The sequence below is a fragment of the Vreelandella sp. H-I2 genome (assembly GCF_052959335.1).
Map to the genome: position 1 here is coordinate 177,256 of NZ_JBRAMC010000002.1, position 15,777 is coordinate 193,032.

General features: G+C 56.2%; 16 protein-coding genes and 5 tRNA genes. 12 read left to right on the plus strand and 9 right to left on the minus strand.

The window, feature by feature from the left end; all coding sequences use genetic code 11:
- Window positions 1–7: 7 nt before the first annotated feature.
- Genes ccoP through ccoN form a run of 4 tightly spaced genes read right to left on the minus strand, consistent with a single transcriptional unit; the run spans window position 8 to window position 3,214 of the window.
- Window positions 8–937, minus strand: coding sequence for a cytochrome-c oxidase, cbb3-type subunit III (gene ccoP, locus ACUVOF_RS05390; protein WP_447043371.1), 930 nt, complete (start codon window positions 935–937; stop codon window positions 8–10).
- Complete coding sequence (locus ACUVOF_RS05395) at window positions 934–1,158, minus strand: cbb3-type cytochrome oxidase subunit 3 (RefSeq protein WP_447043372.1); 225 nt, start codon at window positions 1,156–1,158, stop codon at window positions 934–936. Before ACUVOF_RS05395 ends, ccoP begins: the two co-directional genes overlap by 4 nt.
- Window positions 1,159–1,161: 3 nt before the next feature.
- Window positions 1,162–1,770, minus strand: a complete 609-nt coding sequence (gene ccoO, locus ACUVOF_RS05400) for a cytochrome-c oxidase, cbb3-type subunit II (protein WP_447043373.1) — start codon at window positions 1,768–1,770, stop codon at window positions 1,162–1,164.
- A 19-nt stretch (window positions 1,771–1,789) separates the two neighbouring features.
- The gene (gene ccoN / locus ACUVOF_RS05405) at window positions 1,790–3,214 is read right to left on the minus strand and encodes a cytochrome-c oxidase, cbb3-type subunit I (RefSeq protein WP_447043374.1); all 1,425 of its coding nucleotides are present in this window, start codon (window positions 3,212–3,214) and stop codon (window positions 1,790–1,792) included.
- A 164-nt stretch (window positions 3,215–3,378) separates the two neighbouring features.
- Here ccoN and ACUVOF_RS05410 point away from each other — a divergent pair, with 164 nt between their 5' ends.
- The 6 genes from ACUVOF_RS05410 (at window position 3,379) to ACUVOF_RS05435 (ending at window position 4,897) form a co-directional block, all read left to right on the plus strand.
- The gene (locus tag ACUVOF_RS05410) at window positions 3,379–4,158 is read left to right on the plus strand and encodes an alpha/beta fold hydrolase (protein WP_447043375.1); all 780 of its coding nucleotides are present in this window, start codon (window positions 3,379–3,381) and stop codon (window positions 4,156–4,158) included.
- Between the two features lie 100 nt (window positions 4,159–4,258).
- A tRNA-Val gene (locus ACUVOF_RS05415) sits at window positions 4,259–4,334 on the plus strand.
- A 76-nt stretch (window positions 4,335–4,410) separates the two neighbouring features.
- Window positions 4,411–4,487, plus strand: a tRNA-Asp gene (locus tag ACUVOF_RS05420).
- Between the two features lie 55 nt (window positions 4,488–4,542).
- Window positions 4,543–4,619 (plus strand) — tRNA-Asp (locus ACUVOF_RS05425).
- 52 nt (window positions 4,620–4,671) lie between these two features.
- Window positions 4,672–4,747, plus strand: a tRNA-Val gene (locus tag ACUVOF_RS05430).
- Between the two features lie 73 nt (window positions 4,748–4,820).
- A tRNA-Asp gene (locus ACUVOF_RS05435) sits at window positions 4,821–4,897 on the plus strand.
- A gap of 121 nt (window positions 4,898–5,018) precedes the next feature.
- Here ACUVOF_RS05435 and ACUVOF_RS05440 read toward each other — a convergent pair.
- The 4 genes from ACUVOF_RS05440 to glcD all read right to left on the minus strand — a co-directional run bounded on the left by ACUVOF_RS05440 (window position 5,019) and on the right by glcD (window position 9,405).
- Window positions 5,019–5,423 carry a heme-binding protein gene (locus ACUVOF_RS05440; protein ID WP_113269049.1) on the minus strand — a complete coding sequence of 135 codons (405 nt, stop codon included), beginning with the start codon at window positions 5,421–5,423 and terminating at the stop codon, window positions 5,019–5,021.
- A gap of 77 nt (window positions 5,424–5,500) precedes the next feature.
- A complete protein-coding gene (gene glcF / locus ACUVOF_RS05445) occupies window positions 5,501–6,739 on the minus strand; it encodes a glycolate oxidase subunit GlcF (protein ID WP_447043376.1) in 1,239 nt (412 codons plus the stop codon).
- A gap of 14 nt (window positions 6,740–6,753) precedes the next feature.
- Window positions 6,754–7,854 carry a glycolate oxidase subunit GlcE gene (gene glcE / locus ACUVOF_RS05450; protein WP_447043377.1) on the minus strand — a complete coding sequence of 367 codons (1,101 nt, stop codon included), beginning with the start codon at window positions 7,852–7,854 and terminating at the stop codon, window positions 6,754–6,756.
- 51 nt (window positions 7,855–7,905) lie between these two features.
- The gene (gene glcD / locus ACUVOF_RS05455) at window positions 7,906–9,405 is read right to left on the minus strand and encodes a glycolate oxidase subunit GlcD (RefSeq protein ID WP_113269052.1); all 1,500 of its coding nucleotides are present in this window, start codon (window positions 9,403–9,405) and stop codon (window positions 7,906–7,908) included.
- 202 nt (window positions 9,406–9,607) lie between these two features.
- On the opposite strand from glcD, the gene glcC reads away from it, so the two are divergent.
- Window positions 9,608–10,387, plus strand: a complete 780-nt coding sequence (gene glcC, locus ACUVOF_RS05460) for a transcriptional regulator GlcC (protein ID WP_447043378.1) — start codon at window positions 9,608–9,610, stop codon at window positions 10,385–10,387.
- 4 nt (window positions 10,388–10,391) lie between these two features.
- On the opposite strand, the gene ACUVOF_RS05465 is transcribed toward glcC, so the two are convergent.
- Window positions 10,392–11,075 (minus strand): GntR family transcriptional regulator, encoded by a 684-nt coding sequence (locus ACUVOF_RS05465; protein WP_113269054.1) that lies wholly within the window; start codon window positions 11,073–11,075, stop codon window positions 10,392–10,394.
- Window positions 11,076–11,285: 210 nt separating this feature from the next.
- Between ACUVOF_RS05465 and ACUVOF_RS05470 the strand changes: the two genes are divergently transcribed.
- The 5 genes from ACUVOF_RS05470 (at window position 11,286) to ACUVOF_RS05490 (ending at window position 15,766) form a co-directional block, all read left to right on the plus strand.
- A complete protein-coding gene (locus tag ACUVOF_RS05470) occupies window positions 11,286–11,750 on the plus strand; it encodes a GlcG/HbpS family heme-binding protein (RefSeq protein WP_447043379.1) in 465 nt (154 codons plus the stop codon).
- Between the two features lie 332 nt (window positions 11,751–12,082).
- Complete coding sequence (locus ACUVOF_RS05475) at window positions 12,083–13,069, plus strand: TRAP transporter substrate-binding protein (RefSeq protein ID WP_447043380.1); 987 nt, start codon at window positions 12,083–12,085, stop codon at window positions 13,067–13,069.
- A 95-nt stretch (window positions 13,070–13,164) separates the two neighbouring features.
- The gene (locus ACUVOF_RS05480) at window positions 13,165–13,674 is read left to right on the plus strand and encodes a TRAP transporter small permease (protein ID WP_447043381.1); all 510 of its coding nucleotides are present in this window, start codon (window positions 13,165–13,167) and stop codon (window positions 13,672–13,674) included.
- A complete protein-coding gene (locus ACUVOF_RS05485) occupies window positions 13,671–14,951 on the plus strand; it encodes a TRAP transporter large permease (RefSeq protein ID WP_113269056.1) in 1,281 nt (426 codons plus the stop codon). Before ACUVOF_RS05480 ends, ACUVOF_RS05485 begins: the two co-directional genes overlap by 4 nt.
- A gap of 29 nt (window positions 14,952–14,980) precedes the next feature.
- Window positions 14,981–15,766 (plus strand): enoyl-CoA hydratase/isomerase family protein, encoded by a 786-nt coding sequence (locus ACUVOF_RS05490; RefSeq protein WP_447043382.1) that lies wholly within the window; start codon window positions 14,981–14,983, stop codon window positions 15,764–15,766.
- Window positions 15,767–15,777 lie beyond the last annotated feature (11 nt).

Below are 15,777 nucleotides of genomic sequence, written 5' to 3' on the forward strand. Positions count from 1 at the left end.
CGGTTAATCAGTCCGCGAAGCGCAGGCTATACACATAGGCGGCGACCAAATGGACGCGCTCTTCGCCAATGTAGGCCGCTTGCGCCGGCATGTGACCATTACGCCCATTACGTAGCGTCTGGCGGATGGAGTCACCCACGTTTTGAACAGGTGACAGGTAGAGCCAGGTGTTGTCGGTTAAATTAGGCGCTCCCAGTGCCGTGTTGCCGGTGCCACTGGGGCCGTGGCAGGCCGCACACACTGCGCCAAATGTGCTTTCACCCTGTTCAGCGCGCGCTTCGTCATGTTCTTCATTAGAAAGCGAGAGCACGTATTGGGTGAGGTTTTCTATGTTTTCCTCACCCAACTGCTGCCAGGAAGGCATCAGGCCGTTACGACCGTTGGTTAATGTTTGCACAATGTTATCGGGCTCACCGCCATATAACCAATCGTCATCGGTCAAATCGGGGAAACCGTAGCCGCCTTGAGCGTTAGAGCCGTGACACACCGCACAGTTATTCTGAAAAATACGCTCAGCAACCTGCATCGCTTCAGGATCTTCGGCGAGTTCTGGAATGGCCACTTCCTGGTACTGGGCAAAAATGGGCGTAAAGCGTTCTTCTGCCTGGGCGACTTCTTCCTCCCACTGACCTTCTTGCGACCAACCCAGCACACCTGCGTAGTTACCCAGGCCGGGATAAAGAACGAGATAGCCCAGCGCAAAGACCACCGTTAAGACGAAAAGCTGGAACCACCACTTTGGCAATGGATTGTCGTACTCTTCGATGCCGTCTGCAGCGTGCCCAGTGGTTTCTACGTTACCTTCAGCGTCGGGCGTTTTATCGGTACGGCGGTTGGCCAGCAGTATCCACACGCTCAGCGCAATGGTGCCTAGCGTGATGATTATGATCCAGGCGCTCCAGAAGCCGGATAGGGAGTCTCCCCACAAATTATTCATAATTTCTTATCTCCCCTGTCATCGCGGGAATGCGCTTCGCTGTCGCTTTCAGGCGAAGTGTGCTTATCACTGGTCGGCAGCTCATCGTCGTCGGCAAAAGGCAGGTTAGCCGCTTCGTCGAAATCTGGCTTGCGTCGCTTGGAATACGCCCAGAGGGCAATGCCGATAAAAGCGAAAATCAAGATCAGCGTGATGAGGCCGCGAAAGGTTCCCGTATCCATAACTTAACGAGTGCCCTCAAGTACGGTTCCGAGCTGCTGTAAGTAAGCGACCAAGGCGGTGATTTCTTGGTTACCGCGTACGTCTGCAGTAGCGTTGGCGATATCTTCGTCGGTATACGGCACACCAAGTTGACGCAGTGTGCGCATCTTCTTGGGCGTGTCATCACCATCGAGGGTGTTCTCAAATAGCCAGGGGTAAGCCGGCATGACCGACTCAGGTACTACATCGCGTGGATTGTAGAGGTGAGCACGGTGCCAGTCGTTGCTATAGCGGCCGCCAACACGCGCCAGGTCGGGCCCGGTACGTTTAGAGCCCCACAGGAAGTTATGCTCATAAACCTGCTCACCGGCCACATTGTAGTGGCCGTAACGCTCGGTTTCAGCGCGGAAGGGGCGCACCATTTGTGAATGACAACCCACACAACCTTCACGGCGATAAATGTCTCGGCCTTCCAGTTCCAATGCCGATAGCGGCTCTAGGCCTTCAACGGGCTCGGTGGTCTGCTTCTGAAATAACAGCGGAACGACCTCAGCCAAACCACCGAAACTGATCACGACAAGGATCAACACGGCAAGCAGGCCAACGTTTTTTTCGACAATCTCGTGTTTCATTGGTCTCAACTTCCCCGGTTTAAGCAGCTTGTGGCGCTGAATGGCTGATGGCCTCACGACGCTTAACGGTCATGTAAACGTTGAACGCCATGATCAGCATGCCGGTGACCCAGAAGAGGCCGCCGATAAGACGTACAAAGTATCCCGGGGCGCTAGCTTCGACGGATTCGATAAAGGTGTACATCAGAGTGCCGTCAGGGTTGATCGCACGCCACATTAGGCCCTGCATAATGCCGTTCACCCACATGGAGGCGATGTATAGCACAGTGCCGATGGTGGCTAGCCAGAAGTGCACCGCAATCAGATTGACAGAGTGCATTTCGGTGCGTCCGAAAACCCGCGGGATCAAGTGATACATCGAGCCGATAGTGATCATTGCCACCCAGCCGAGTGCACCAGCGTGAACGTGACCAATGGTCCAGTCGGTATAGTGTGAAAGCGCATTGACGGTTTTAATTGCCATCATCGGGCCTTCAAACGTGGACATGCCGTAGAACGATAGGGCAACCACGAGGAAGCGCAGTGTCGGGTCCGTACGCAGCTTATGCCATGCGCCTGTTAGGGTCATCATGCCGTTGATCATGCCGCCCCAGGAGGGAGCCAGCAGAATGATCGACATTACCATTCCCAGTGATTGTGCCCAATTAGGCAGCGCGGTGTAGTGCAGGTGGTGCGGGCCAGCCCACATATAGATCATGATCAATGCCCAGAAGTGGACAATAGACAGGCGGTACGAGTAAATCGGACGTTCCGCCTGCTTCGGTACGAAGTAATACATCATGCCCAGGAAGCCTGCGGTCAGGAAGAAGCCCACCGCATTATGGCCGTACCACCACTGCACCATGGCATCCACGGCACCTGCGTAGATCGAGGTAGAGTACATCGGGGTGACAGGGATGGCCGCATTGTTAACGATGTGCAGCACCGCAACGGTCAAAATAAACGCCGCAAAGAACCAGTTCGCCACATAAATATGCGAGGTGGTGCGTTTCTTGATCGTCATTAGGAACACAATCGCATAACTGATCCAGACAACGGCGATCAAGATATTGATCGGCCACTCAAGCTCAGCGTACTCCTTGGTAGTGGTGTAACCCATGGGGAGCGACACTACCGCTGAGATAATGACGGCTTGCCAGCCCCAGAACGTAAAGGCCGCTAACTTGTCAGAGAAAAGCCGTGTCTGACAGGTGCGCTGGACAACGTAGTACGACGTGGCAAAGAGTGCCGAACCGCCAAAGGCGAAAATAACGGCGTTAGTGTGCAAAGGACGCAGGCGCCCAAAGCTAGTCCAAGGTATGCCAAGATTCAGTTCCGGCCAAACCAGTTGCGAGGCGAGGATGACACCGATAGTCATTCCCACTATGCCCCACACAACGGTCATAATCGCGAACTGCCGAACTACCTTGTAGTTGTAGGTCGGGTGTTCAAATGCTGTGCTCATTTCATGTTCCCATCGAACGCGGTTAGGGGGTAACCCGTGACATTCTGCACGAGTGCGGCCACCCGCTTGATGATGCAGGTCAAGTTCCGACCAGGATTCTAGCGCAGCCGAGGCTTAAGCTGAACATGCCAATTAGTTAAACTCTGAATAATCAGGAGCAATGCGTGTCACATTACCTCTTGTCGGGCTATGCTGAGGTATCTCCTCAAGTGTTAAAAGACAGGCTTAAATACCCCTCAAGTAGCTGTTTCTTGGTGCAAGGCATGGGGCCGTTAGCCGTCCATGGACACGCTAAGTTCGGTCGTTTGCTGTTTGCCCATGGCGCAGGGGCTGGTCAGCAGTCATTCTTCATGCGTCAATTTGTCACCTCTTTGGCTGACAGGGGAATTCAAGTTTTTTGTATTGATTTTCCCTATATGCAACAAATGCAGGAAACCGGCAAACGCCGACCACCGCCACCTATCGCCCAGACCCTTGCTCAGTTTGCCGAGTGGTATGCGCTACTTGATTCTCTGTTTGAAGGGCCGCTATGGATTGGGGGTAAGTCGATGGGCGGACGCGTGGCGACCCTATTTGCCAGTCAATATCTGGCCAGCGAACCATCGAGTAGCACGGTACCTGGCGTGGTGGTGGCCGGTTATCCCTTTCATCCCCCTAAAACGCCTCATAAATTGCGCTTAGAACATTGGCCTGCCATTACCTGCCCCATGTTGATTCTACAAGGCGAGCGAGATCCGTTCGGTAGACAGGCAGAGGTCGAAGGATATGCATTACCAGCAAATGCGCAGTTGTCTTGGTTAAAAGATGGCGATCACGATTTCAAACCGCGCCGCGTTTCTGGGCTGACTCAAACGGTTTTGATTGACGAGGCCACCCAGGTTGCGGCATCCTTCGTCCGCGCTTACAGCCAAGACCTGAAGGAAGAGAGCAACACGCTGGTTTGAATGCCTGTTTTTTAAAAAATTAGTTTTTAAAAACAGTTTTTAGACACAGCATATTGACTTCCAGCAAGCCTTCTGTAGAATGCAGCGCCACGTGACCAGCGGGTGGTTAGCTCAGTTGGGAGAGCACCAGCCTTACAAGCTGGGGGTCACTGGTTCGAACCCAGTACCACCCACCATTAATCTGTATTGAAAGATGGTCTGGAAGCGTTTTTGAAGTAGCAGTAAGCATGATAAATATCTGATGTGCATAACGGACCGGTAGTTCAGTCGGTTAGAATGCCGGCCTGTCACGCCGGAGGTCGCGAGTTCGAGTCTCGTCCGGTCCGCCAACATCAAATAAATCTGCTTGTGGTTGTTGTCGCTATAGAGTTGTTATCGCTATTCGGACCGGTAGTTCAGTCGGTTAGAATGCCGGCCTGTCACGCCGGAGGTCGCGAGTTCGAGTCTCGTCCGGTCCGCCACGATAATGACTAAGCTAGATTGGCAAAGTCGATAATGACTTGCTAATCGATTGGGTGGTTAGCTCAGTTGGGAGAGCACCAGCCTTACAAGCTGGGGGTCACTGGTTCGAACCCAGTACCACCCACCATCGCTTAACAGATGAAAGCGCTCTGAACCGCTTAAAAATGTTGAGCATTAGGATGGATGAAGTGCCTAAACGTGGACCGGTAGTTCAGTCGGTTAGAATGCCGGCCTGTCACGCCGGAGGTCGCGAGTTCGAGTCTCGTCCGGTCCGCCATTAAGCGCTTAGATTGAAAAACGTAATATCGGCCTCAGCCGAACGAATTCCAAAAAAGCCCGGATCATTGATCCGGGCTTTTTCGTGTGTGGACGTTCGTGGGTGGAAGATAGCGCAGTGATTAACCGGTAATCGCACTAACGCCTGCTTTAGCAACTTGTACGTCCTGGTCGGGTTTTACACCCGAAATGCCGACCGCACCTACCACATGACCGTCAACCGTGATCGGCACACCGCCCGACAGTAGCCCCTGCAGTGGCGCAGAGACAAACGCTGTGCGGCCACCGTTAATCATCTCTTCGAATACTTGGGTTTCTTTGCGGCCGAGTGCAGCGCTGCGCGCCTTCTGCGTGGCGACGTCGGCACTAAAAGGGGCTGCGCCATCCAATCGGCGCAGACCGAGCAGGTGGCCGCCGTCGTCGGTTACCGCGATGGTGACTGGCCAGCTGTTGCTATCAGCTTCTTTCTGCGCTGCGTCTAGTACATTAATCACATCGGCCTGGGCAAGAATGGCTTTTGTTTGCATGGTGTAATCCTTTTAGCAAGGGAGTGAGTCGCCGCGCTATTAACCAGCAGCGCGGCCAGGGGGTTAAGTAGTGATCATTAAGCGCCAGGAAGTGCCGCATCGACGATTTCCACCCAATGGCGCACCGGCGTTCGGTTGGCGCCGGCCAAGTGGGTCTGACAGCCGATATTAGCGGTGACAATCACGTCTGGCTGACCTGCTTCCAGGGCATTTAACTTATTGTCTCGCAGTTGGGTAGCAAGTTCAGGTTGAGTGATGGAATAGGTGCCTGCCGAACCGCAGCAAAGATGCGCATCCTGCACTGGTGTTAACGCAAAACCGAGCTTGCTCAGTATGCCTTCGACCGCACCGTTAAGCTTTTGAGCGTGCTGCAGCGTGCAGGGGCAGTGAAAAGCTAGCCGTTCAGATGCTTTAACATTTAACGTATCTAGCGGCTCATCGCGCAAGATTTCGACAATGTCCTTGGCCAGGGCGCTGACCCTTTGCGCTTTCACGGCGTAGTCGGGGTCATCCTTGAGCATATAACCGTACTCTTTAACAAAGGCGCCACAGCCGCTAGCGGTTTGAACGATGGCTTCAGCGCCTTGTTCGATATACGGCCACCAAGCGTCGATATTGGCGCGCATACGCGCCCGGCCATCGTCCTGGGCGTTGAGGTGGAAATCAACCGCGCCACAGCAGCCGGCTTCGGCTACCGGCGTCACGCCAATGCCGAGCCTATCCAAAATCCGCGCGGTGGCAGCATTGGTGTTCGGTGAAAGCCCGGGCTGTACACAACCTTCCAGAATTAATACTTGCCGGCTATGGCGTTGTGCATCAGGGCGCGCGCCTGCATCGACTGGGGCCGCAGGCATTTTATTGCGCAGCTTGCCGGGCACTAACGGTTTAAAGGTTTGCCCCAGCTTGAGCAGCGCCTGAAAGCGTTTCGGTTCGACCATCATCTTACGCAGCGCATAGCGCTGCGCCCGTTCGCCTGCCGGGCGGGGTACGCGGCGCTCAATTTCGGCGCGGCCTATGTTGAGCAGCTTGTGGTACTCCACGCCGGAAGGGCAGGTGGTCTCGCAGTTTAGGCAGGTGAGGCAGCGGTCAAGGTGTAGGCGAGTCTCTTCGGTGACCTGGTCGTCATCATCGCGGCTCTCCAGCAACTCCTTCATCAGATAAATGCGCCCGCGCGGGCCATCGCGCTCATCACCTAACAGCTGGTAGGTGGGGCAGGTGGCGTTACAGAAGCCGCAGTGAACGCAGGTGCGCAAAATGCTCTCTGCTTCCTGAATGTGCGGCTTCTGACGGTCGGCATCGGTAAAGTGCGTCTGCATGTCAGCTCTCCTGATTAAAACGCCGCATAAAGACGACCGGGATTGAATATGCCATGGGCATCCAGCTCCGCCTTTAAGTTACGATGATATTTTTCCACTACTGGGTCCAGCGGTGTGAAAGGCTCGACGGCGCCGCCCTGGGCATGGGGTATGTAACAGGTGGCATGGCCACCCACTGCTTTGCAGGCAGCGCGCAGCGTATCAGCATCAAGCGCTGTTTTTACCCAGCGCTGACACCCCGCCCAGTCGTAGAATATATCGCTCTCGGCAATATTTAGGTTCAGCGGGGCGGTATTGGGCGGCAGCGATAGCCGCCACAGTGCTTGGCCCTCTTGGCGCTGAAAAAAGGCGTGGCGATGGTCGCGCAGTGACGTCCAGAAACTGGCATCAAGCGGCTCGCCGCCTAATCGAGCCTGGGTCGCACTGACAGAACTTTTGCCGCCCTCTAAACGCAGAAAGAGCTCGCCGTTATGCCAAGCTGCCGCCGTGATCGGTAACGGCTGACGGCCCAACTCGGCAAGCTTGTTGAGCGCATCGCTGAGGTTGAGCGATAAACGCAAGCTGTGCGTGGCGTTGGGAATAGGCAGCACTTTAAACGAAATATCGGTCAGTACGCCGAGGGTGCCTTGAGCGCCAGTCATCATGCGCGAAAGGTCGTAGCCGGCGACATTCTTCATCACTTCGCCACCGAAACGCAGCAGTTTGCCTTCTTGGGTAATTACCCGTGTGCCGAGCACAAAATCGCGCGCCGCGCCTGCCCAGGGGCGGCGTGGGCCAGAAAGGCCGGTCGCAACTGCGCCACCAATGGTGCTTTGCTCGCCAAACATGGGCGGTTCAAACCCCAACATCTGGTGTTTTTCCGCCAGCGCCGCTTGAAGCGCACTCAGCCGCGTACCAGCGCGCACGGTGACGATCAGTTCCACTGGGTCGTAGCTGACTATGCCGCTGTGTTCGGCCATCTGCAGCGTTTGGCCTTCTACTGGTCGGCCATAAAAAGCGCGGGTATCGCCGCCTACAATACGTAGCGGCGTGCGTGCGTCATACGCACTGCGCACCTGCTCACACAGCGTGTCAGCGATATCGCGGTCGGCGGCATGCATCGCTAATTCGGTCATGGTCTTTTCCAATATTTATTTTGCCTAGCGGTTATCTTGGCCAGGTCACTGTTAAAAACGGGGCAGTTCCGGGTGTGGTAGCTCGTTGTTATGGACGTGCATGGCGCCAAATTCCGCGCAGCGTGCCAGCGTAGGAATATTCTTGCCGGGGTTAAGCAGACGCTTGGGATCGAATGCAGCTTTCAGGGCATGAAAAACGCTGATTTCATCCGGCTGGAACTGACTGCACATCTGGTTGATTTTTTCCCGCCCGACGCCGTGCTCACCGGTGATTGAACCGCCTGCCGCCACACAAAGCTCAAGAATCTTGCCGCCCACGTCTTCTGCAAGCGCCAGTTGGCCCTCTTTATTGGCATCAAAAAGGATCAACGGATGCATGTTGCCGTCGCCAGCGTGGAATACATTGGCAACCGCCAGACCACTCTCCTCGGAAAGCGCAGCAATGCCTTTGAGTACGCGCGGTAGTTCGCGTCGTGGAATCGTGCCGTCCATGCAGTAGTAGTCGGGGGACATACGGCCGACCGCTGGGAAGGCGTTCTTACGCCCGGCCCAGAATTTGGCGCGCTCGGCTTCGTCACGGGCCTGCTGAATATTGGTGGCTCCGGCTTTTTCCAGCACGCCGCGCACGGTATCGCAATCGTCGTCCACATCGGCCTCAACGCCATCCAATTCGCAGAGCAGTATGGCTTCGGCGTCGAGGGGGTAACCCGCTTTGACAAAATCCTCGGCGGCTTTGATGGCGAGCTTATCCATCATTTCCAAGCCGCCAGGAATGATCCCCGCCGCGATGATATCGCCCACCGCACGGCCCGCTTTTTCGACATCGTCGAAGCTGGCCATCAGCACTTTGGCGGTTTCCGGCTTGGGTAGCAGCTTAACGGTAATTTCGGTGACCACGCCGAGCATGCCTTCAGAGCCGTTCATCAGGGCGAGCAGATCAAAACCGGGCGCATCGAGCGACTCGGCGCCCAGTGTCATGGCTTCGCCCTCAATGGTGAGCACGTCCACCCGCATCACGTTATGCACCGTTAGGCCATATTTTAAGCAGTGCACGCCGCCAGCATTTTCAGCCACGTTACCGCCGATCGAGCAGGCAATTTGTGATGAGGGGTCCGGGGCATAATAGAGTCCATAGGGCGCGGCGGCCTCGGAAATCGCCAGATTACGAACGCCGGGCTGCACGCGGGCCATGCGCGCATCAGGGTCAACGCTTAGGATTTGGTTAAAGCGTGACATGACCAGCAGTACTCCCTGCTCCAGCGGCAGTGCGCCGCCGGAAAGGCCGGTACCCGCGCCGCGGGTGACCACGGGAACGCCCAGCGCATGACAGCGCTTGAGCAGCTCTTTTACCTGCTCCAGGGTTTCAGGCAGTGCCACCAGCATCGGCAGCACGCGATAGGCCGCCAGCCCATCGCACTCGAAAGGGCGTAAATCTTCTTCACGGTGCAGCAGCGTCATATCGGGAACGGCTTGCTGCAGGTCGCTCAAGACCTCGCTTTTATCTCGCTGGACCAATTCGCCGTCCAGGCGCTCATCAAAGAGGATATTCATCACGACATCCCATGCTTATTATCATTAAAGGCAACGTCGAAAAATTTCGCACATATCGCCCAGCTAACATGGCCCCAATTTGGGCTTTTTTTGCACGCCTGTCTAGATGGTGGTGCATTGGTCTGACCAGTAATTGGTCGATATGGATGTCTTCTTCAGCGAGTAGTGGCAAGCTTGCTCGACAGTTAAGCGGGAGAAAGTCATGTCAGAGGAGAATCAAGCGTTGATGCCGGGGCAACGGATGCCGGAGCAGGTAGCCAAACGGCTTGAGCGCCTCATTCTTGACGGCGTTTTCCGCCCTGGTCAGTTGCTTCCCTCGGAGCGGAGACTGTGTGATCGGCTCAGCGTATCCCGCGCGTCGCTGCGTGAAGGCTTACGAATTCTGCGCAGCAAGGGAATTATCGATACCCGGCAGGGCCATGGGTCGACAGTTGCTACGCTGCTACCCGTAGGCAACCAAAGCCCATTGATGCATCTGTTTAAAGACCACCCACGCACGCTGTTTGATCTATTAGAAGTGCGTGCTCTATTAGAAGGTGAGTCGGCGTGGTTGGCTGCAAGTAGAGGTACCTCCGCCGATCGGGTGCTGATCACCCGCCGTTATCGCGAAATGGCCGACTATGCGGAAACCGCCGAACCGATCGATGTCGAGCGCCTGGCTAGATTTGATCACGCCTTTCATTTGGCGGTTTCCCAGGCGTCGCATAACCCAGTGTTGGTACACACGCTGCAAAGTCTGACCGATTTATTGCTGAGTTCGGTATTTGCCTCGGTCAAGCACCTTTACCACTTGCCAGCGCCACGGGCGATGATCAATCAGCAGCATGCTCAACTGCACGATGCCGTTGTCAGCGGCGACGCAGAGCAAGCAAAACAGGTGGCGCTAGAGCATCTCTCCAGCATTAGCCAGCTGCTGCGTGATCTGGAGGTAGAGCATGATCGGCTGGAGCGCTCCTCCATGCGCCTTGAAGAGTGGCAATAGCTCATTAGCTGTTGGCCACACTTTTATCATCTTCGGTATCAATCACGCCTGCTAAGGTAGCCACTTCGATCTTATTGCACAGGTGGTCGCGTAAAATTTGACCGAGCAGTTGGCTGTCGCGCTTCTCGAGGGCGGCCATCATATTTTCATGGTCTTTTACCGCCTGGCTCCAGTAGCGCTCGGTCATCTGCTTCGAGTAGCGAACCCGCTTAACACGCTGGCTTAGATTGCTATACATTTCCTGCAACACATCGTTATTCGACGCCGCCAGGATACTTTCGTGAATCTGCCGATTGACCTGGAAATAGGGCATTAAATCGCGATTACGGTAGTGTTCCAGCATCGTGTTGTGCAACTGCCGAATGGCCGCTATTTCCGCGTCGCTGATGTACTGGCAGGCAAGTTCCCCCGATAGCCCTTCTAGCGCGGCCATCAGATCATAGGTATCTTTGACGTTTTTCAAGGTGAGCCGCACTACCCGCGCGCCGCGATTGGGTAGCAGCTCAATTAGCCCTTCGGTGGCGAGTACTTTTAACGCTTCGCGCAGCGGCGTACGTGAAACCCCAAAGCGGTCACATAACTGTTTTTCAGAGATCCGTTCACCGGGTGCAAGCTCGCCGTGCTCAATCAGGTCGCCAATCCTATCGGCCACTTCGCGATATAAATTGCGTTGCAAGATCTTTGTCATTTGTCAGTTCCTTGTCAGCGGCTCGCTTGGTCGCTTGCCAAGCTACCCAGACCACCTAGTTCAATGTGAGCACGAAGCCATCTTTGTAGAGTGGCTATTGTTGATATGATCTGCAAAAGTAATTATGAATTCAATATTCCTTTGGTGGTGCTTTTGCCTACCATCGCTAACCACCCTACCAACGTGCTGACAACAACAAAGGTAACCCTTATGGCCGGACAAGTATTTCACTGCAGCGTACAGCTCACCCGAGAAGAGGGCAGAAAGATTATCGATGGTGCCATGGCGCAGGCGCGCGAAGCAAAACTACCGCCGATAACCATCATTGTGCTAGACGGCGGTGGCCATGTGATCGCCGCAGAGCGTGAAGATGGCTGCGCGCCATTGCGGTTTCCGGTTGCGCAGGGAAAAGCCTATGCCTCGTTGGGCATCGGTGTTGCCAGCGGGGTAAGTGGCGCCCGTAATGCCGAGCGCACGGCGTTTGTTGCCAGCGTGGCAGCGGCTTCCCAGGGGCATTTTGTAGTGGTGGCGGGTGGTGTGCCCATCCTCAATAGCCAGCAATGTGTCATTGGAGCGGTGGGGGTAAGCGGCGCGTCATCAGACGAGGATCAGCAGGCCGCGATTGCCGGTATCGAGCGGGCGGGATTGAATTGGGGGCTTGAGCCGGGCGAGTAAGTTAGCCGTAACATCATCAATTCTAGGCGGGCAGATGGCTAATAAAGTCACTGCCCGTTTTTTTATCCCGGTGGCTTTTTTTTGTTCCTTAATAAACAAGCTGTTGCGGCGTTTATTTTGTGACGAGACGAAAGTTTAATACCTAATTTTGAATTTTGAATTCAAATTAAACGTATGGCGACCTGATTTGACGCTTCACCAGAGGATGGGGGACTAGTCGGTTCGTCGTCGCGCCTCTCCCAGGCGATCGCAACGATACGCAGATTATCTCGAAGAGGCACTGGTCTGGGCAGCGCGTGCACAACAACAACAAGCCAGCACTGGAGTAACCAATGAAAAAGATCAAGACCGCATTCGTAACCGCCTCATTTGCCGTGAGCCTGACGCCGGGTCTCAGTATGGCTCAGACCGAGCTGCAGTTCGGTCACGTGGGCAATCCCGGTTCGTTGTTCGATATGTCCGTGAATGAATTCGCCGAGCGGGCCAACGAGCGACTGGGTGACGACTACAAGGTACAGGCCTACGGTTCGAGCCAGTTAGGCGGCGACAACTCCATGATGCAGAAGCTCAAGCTCGGCCAGTTGACCTTTACGCTGCCCTCCACGGTGATGTCCTCAGTGGTGGATGAGTTCGGTCTGTTCGAGATGCCCTATCTGATCCAGGATCGCGACCACATGAAGCGCGTCATCGAGGAGGTTATCGAACCAGATCTCTATCCGCTGGTTGAGGAGGAAGGCTACAAGATCCTCGCTGTCTGGGAGAATGGCTTCCGCCAGATCACTAACAACGAGCGGCCCATCAATACCCCCGAAGATCTGGATGGTTTGAAGCTGCGGACCCCAGCAGGCGTGTGGCGAGTGCGCATGTTCGAGGAATACGGGGCTAACCCTTCACCTATGGCGCTCTCGGAAGTCTTTACCGCGCTGCAGACCGGCACCATGGACGGACAGGAAAATCCCCTGGTGCAGATCCATTCCCAGAAGTTTCAGGAGGTGCAGGACTACCTCTCCATGACTAATCACGTCTACACGCCTGCCTATGTGGTGGTATCCAAGAGCCATTGGGAGGACCTGCCGGAAGACGTGCGTGACGTGCTAGAGGAAACCGCCCAGGAGGTCCAGGACTTCGTCTACGAGACGGCCGCCAAGCAGGATGAGGAGCTCCTCGGCGCGATGGAAGAGGCCGGCATGGAGATTAACGAAGCTGACAAGCAGGCCTTCATCGATGCCAGTGGCCCTGTCTATGAACGCTTCGACGAGGAAGTGGAAGGTGGCGGCGACCTGGTCGACCGCGTGTTGGAGCTCGGTGAGGAAGACTGAATTCCACTGCAGTCTCAATCCCTCTGAACCGACCCATGGACCGCCCTGGCCGGGCGGTTCTTCCTCTGCTCGACGGAGTGGCTTTAATGTCCCTTTTGAAACTTCGATCCGGCTTCGAGTGGCTGCTCGAGGTCATTACCATATTTCTGGTGGTGGCACTGACGGTGGTCGTGCTGCTCGGTGTCAGCTTCCGCTATACCGGCAATTCCCTGGGGTGGTATGACGAGGTCGCCGCCGTGATGTTGGCGTGGGTGACCTACTACGGTGCCGCCCTTGCCGCACTCAAGCGCGCCCACATCAGCGTCCCCGGTTTCGTCTATTCGCGTCCACGGGCCGTACGCATGGCGATGGTCGTACTTGGCGAAGTCATCATCATCACCTTCTTTGTGCTGCTCGCCATCTACGGCGTCTACATTATCGGCGTTCTCGGTAGCTCTACCCTGGTCAGCGTGCCCATTCCCATAGCGGTGACCCAGTCCACCATCCCCATTGGCGCGGCACTTTATGTCATCGCCGAGCTACTTAATCTGCCGGACATTCTGCGCGAAGCCTGGGAAGGTCGTAAACCACCCTCAGAGCAGGATATCGTGGAGGAATTGCAATGACGACGGCTTTGATCCTGCTGGCCGGCCTGGCCATGATCTTCATTAACATCCCCATCGCGGTGGCCTTGGGAGCGGTCTCCATCGTCGCTATGTTGGTGCTGCAAGGCACGAACAGTCTACTTGGCTTCCCGCTAGTGCTGTTCGAGGGGGCGACCAAGTTTCCGCTGATCGCCATTCCATTGTTCGTGCTGGCCGGCGCTATCATGAATACCGGCGGCATCTCCCGGCGGCTGATTGACTTCGCCTCCGCGCTACTCGGTTTCGTTCGCGGCGGCCTGGCCATGGTCAACGTCGGCACTTCGCTGTTCTTTGCCGAGATCTCCGGGTCTGCGGTGGCCGACGTGGCGGCGCTTGGCTCCATCCTTATTCCGGAAATGAAGCGCAAGGGCTATCCCGCGCCGTTCGCCGCTGCCATCACGTCTTCCTCTGCGTCGCTCGCGATTATCATTCCGCCCTCGATCCCGATGATCCTCTATGCCGCTATGGCCGACACCTCGGTGGTGCAGCTCTTCGTCGCCGGTATCGTACCCGGTGTGGTCGGTGGGCTGTTGATGATGGTGCTCGCCTGGTACTTCGCGGTTCGCTACAACTTCCCAGTGGAGCAGGCCTTCAAGCTGAGCCGGGTGTGGACCACCTTCAAGGCGGCCGGCCTTGCCTTCTTGCTGCCGATGATCATCTTGGGCGGCATCTTCGGTGGCTTCATGACCGCGACCGAAGGCGCTGCGCTGGCGGTACTGGCGTCGCTGCTGATCAGTTTCCGCTATGGCGAACTGCGCTGGAAGAAGCTGCGTGCGGCCATGGTCGATGGCGGTGTTCAGACCGCCGTGGTCATGCTGCTGGTGGCAAGCTCTGCCCTGCTCGGTGACTTCCTCACTCGTGCCCAGCTGCCGCAGATGCTGGCGGCGATGATCGGCGACTTCACCAGCAACAAGTACATGGTCCTGGCACTGCTCAACATCTTCTTGCTGTTGATCGGCATGATCCTGCACTCGGCGGCGGCGATCATTCTTACCGTGCCCATCGTCATGCCGCTGGTGATGATGGTCGGCATCGATCCCGTCCACTTCGGCATGATCGTGACGCTTAACCTGGCGATCGGACAGCAGACGCCCCCCGTGGCCAGCGTTCTGATGACCGCCTGCTCGGTCGCCAAGGCGGATATCTGGGAAGTGTCGAAGGCCAATGTGCCGTTCGTCATCCTGCTGTTCGTGCTGCTGATGCTGGTGACCTACGTGCCAATCTTCCCCATGGGCCTGGTGGAGCTGTTTTACCGGTAAGCCAGACAAATTTTTAGGAGGACACGCTTATGTCCGACGAGTCGCTGATTTTCCGGCGCGAGGGTAACCTCGCCTGGATCGGCTTCAACCGCCCCGCGAGTCGCAACGCCATGACGTGGGACATGTACAACGCCCTGGAAGCCAGCTGTGCGCAGCTGGCTGAGGACAACAGCGTGCATGCCGTGGTGCTGCATGGTGTCGGTGGAGAAGCCTTCGTGGCAGGGACCGACATCACTCAGTTCAGCCACTTTACCAAACCCCAGGACGCCCTCGATTACGAGCAACGCATCGAGCGAGTGGTGAGCGGCCTCGAGACGCTCAACAAGCCGACAATCGCCATGATCGAGGGTTTCTGTGTTGGTGGGGGGGCGGCGATGGCCATGGCCTGCGATTTTCGCTATTGCACGCCGTCGCTTAAATTTGGCGTGCCAATCGCCAAGACCCTGGGCAACACGCTGTCGATCACCAATGTGTCGCGGCTGATCGACATGGTGGGTGTCGCGCGCACCAAGGAAATCCTGATGCAGGCGAAGCTATTGACCGCCGACGAAGCTTACCAGGTGGGGCTGGTCAACCAGGTTTTCGCGCCCGATACCATCGTCACCGAGGTCACGGCGATCGCTGATGAGTTCGCAAGGCGTGCACCGCTGACGCTCCAGGCCAGCAAGGCCCTGGTGGGGCGTGTGCAGTCGCAGCGTCGGGCGTCATTGGAGGCGGGCAACGACTGGGTCACCACCTGCTACATGAGCGATGACTTCAAGGCAGCCGTCGACAAGTTCGTCAACAAAACGTCTTTTGAATGGTCGGGTCGTTAAGCCATCCAGAG

Bases quoted from the DNA above. Each gene is read 5' to 3' on its own strand.
- ccoP (WP_447043371.1), bottom strand. From the start codon at position 937: ATGAATAATTTGTGGGGAGACTCCCTATCCGGCTTCTGGAGCGCCTGG.
- glcE (WP_447043377.1), bottom strand. From the start codon at position 7,854: ATGACCGAATTAGCGATGCATGCCGCCGACCGCGATATCGCTGACACG.
- ccoN (WP_447043374.1), bottom strand. From the start codon at position 3,214: ATGAGCACAGCATTTGAACACCCGACCTACAACTACAAGGTAGTTCGG.
- ccoO (WP_447043373.1), bottom strand. From the start codon at position 1,770: ATGAAACACGAGATTGTCGAAAAAAACGTTGGCCTGCTTGCCGTGTTG.
- ACUVOF_RS05470 (WP_447043379.1), top strand. From the start codon at position 11,286: ATGGCCGGACAAGTATTTCACTGCAGCGTACAGCTCACCCGAGAAGAG.
- ACUVOF_RS05440 (WP_113269049.1), bottom strand. From the start codon at position 5,423: ATGCAAACAAAAGCCATTCTTGCCCAGGCCGATGTGATTAATGTACTA.
- ACUVOF_RS05490 (WP_447043382.1), top strand. From the start codon at position 14,981: ATGTCCGACGAGTCGCTGATTTTCCGGCGCGAGGGTAACCTCGCCTGG.
- glcD (WP_113269052.1), bottom strand. From the start codon at position 9,405: ATGAATATCCTCTTTGATGAGCGCCTGGACGGCGAATTGGTCCAGCGA.
- ACUVOF_RS05475 (WP_447043380.1), top strand. From the start codon at position 12,083: ATGAAAAAGATCAAGACCGCATTCGTAACCGCCTCATTTGCCGTGAGC.
- ACUVOF_RS05485 (WP_113269056.1), top strand. From the start codon at position 13,671: ATGACGACGGCTTTGATCCTGCTGGCCGGCCTGGCCATGATCTTCATT.
- glcC (WP_447043378.1), top strand. From the start codon at position 9,608: ATGTCAGAGGAGAATCAAGCGTTGATGCCGGGGCAACGGATGCCGGAG.
- ACUVOF_RS05395 (WP_447043372.1), bottom strand. From the start codon at position 1,158: ATGGATACGGGAACCTTTCGCGGCCTCATCACGCTGATCTTGATTTTC.
- glcF (WP_447043376.1), bottom strand. From the start codon at position 6,739: ATGCAGACGCACTTTACCGATGCCGACCGTCAGAAGCCGCACATTCAG.
- ACUVOF_RS05465 (WP_113269054.1), bottom strand. From the start codon at position 11,075: ATGACAAAGATCTTGCAACGCAATTTATATCGCGAAGTGGCCGATAGG.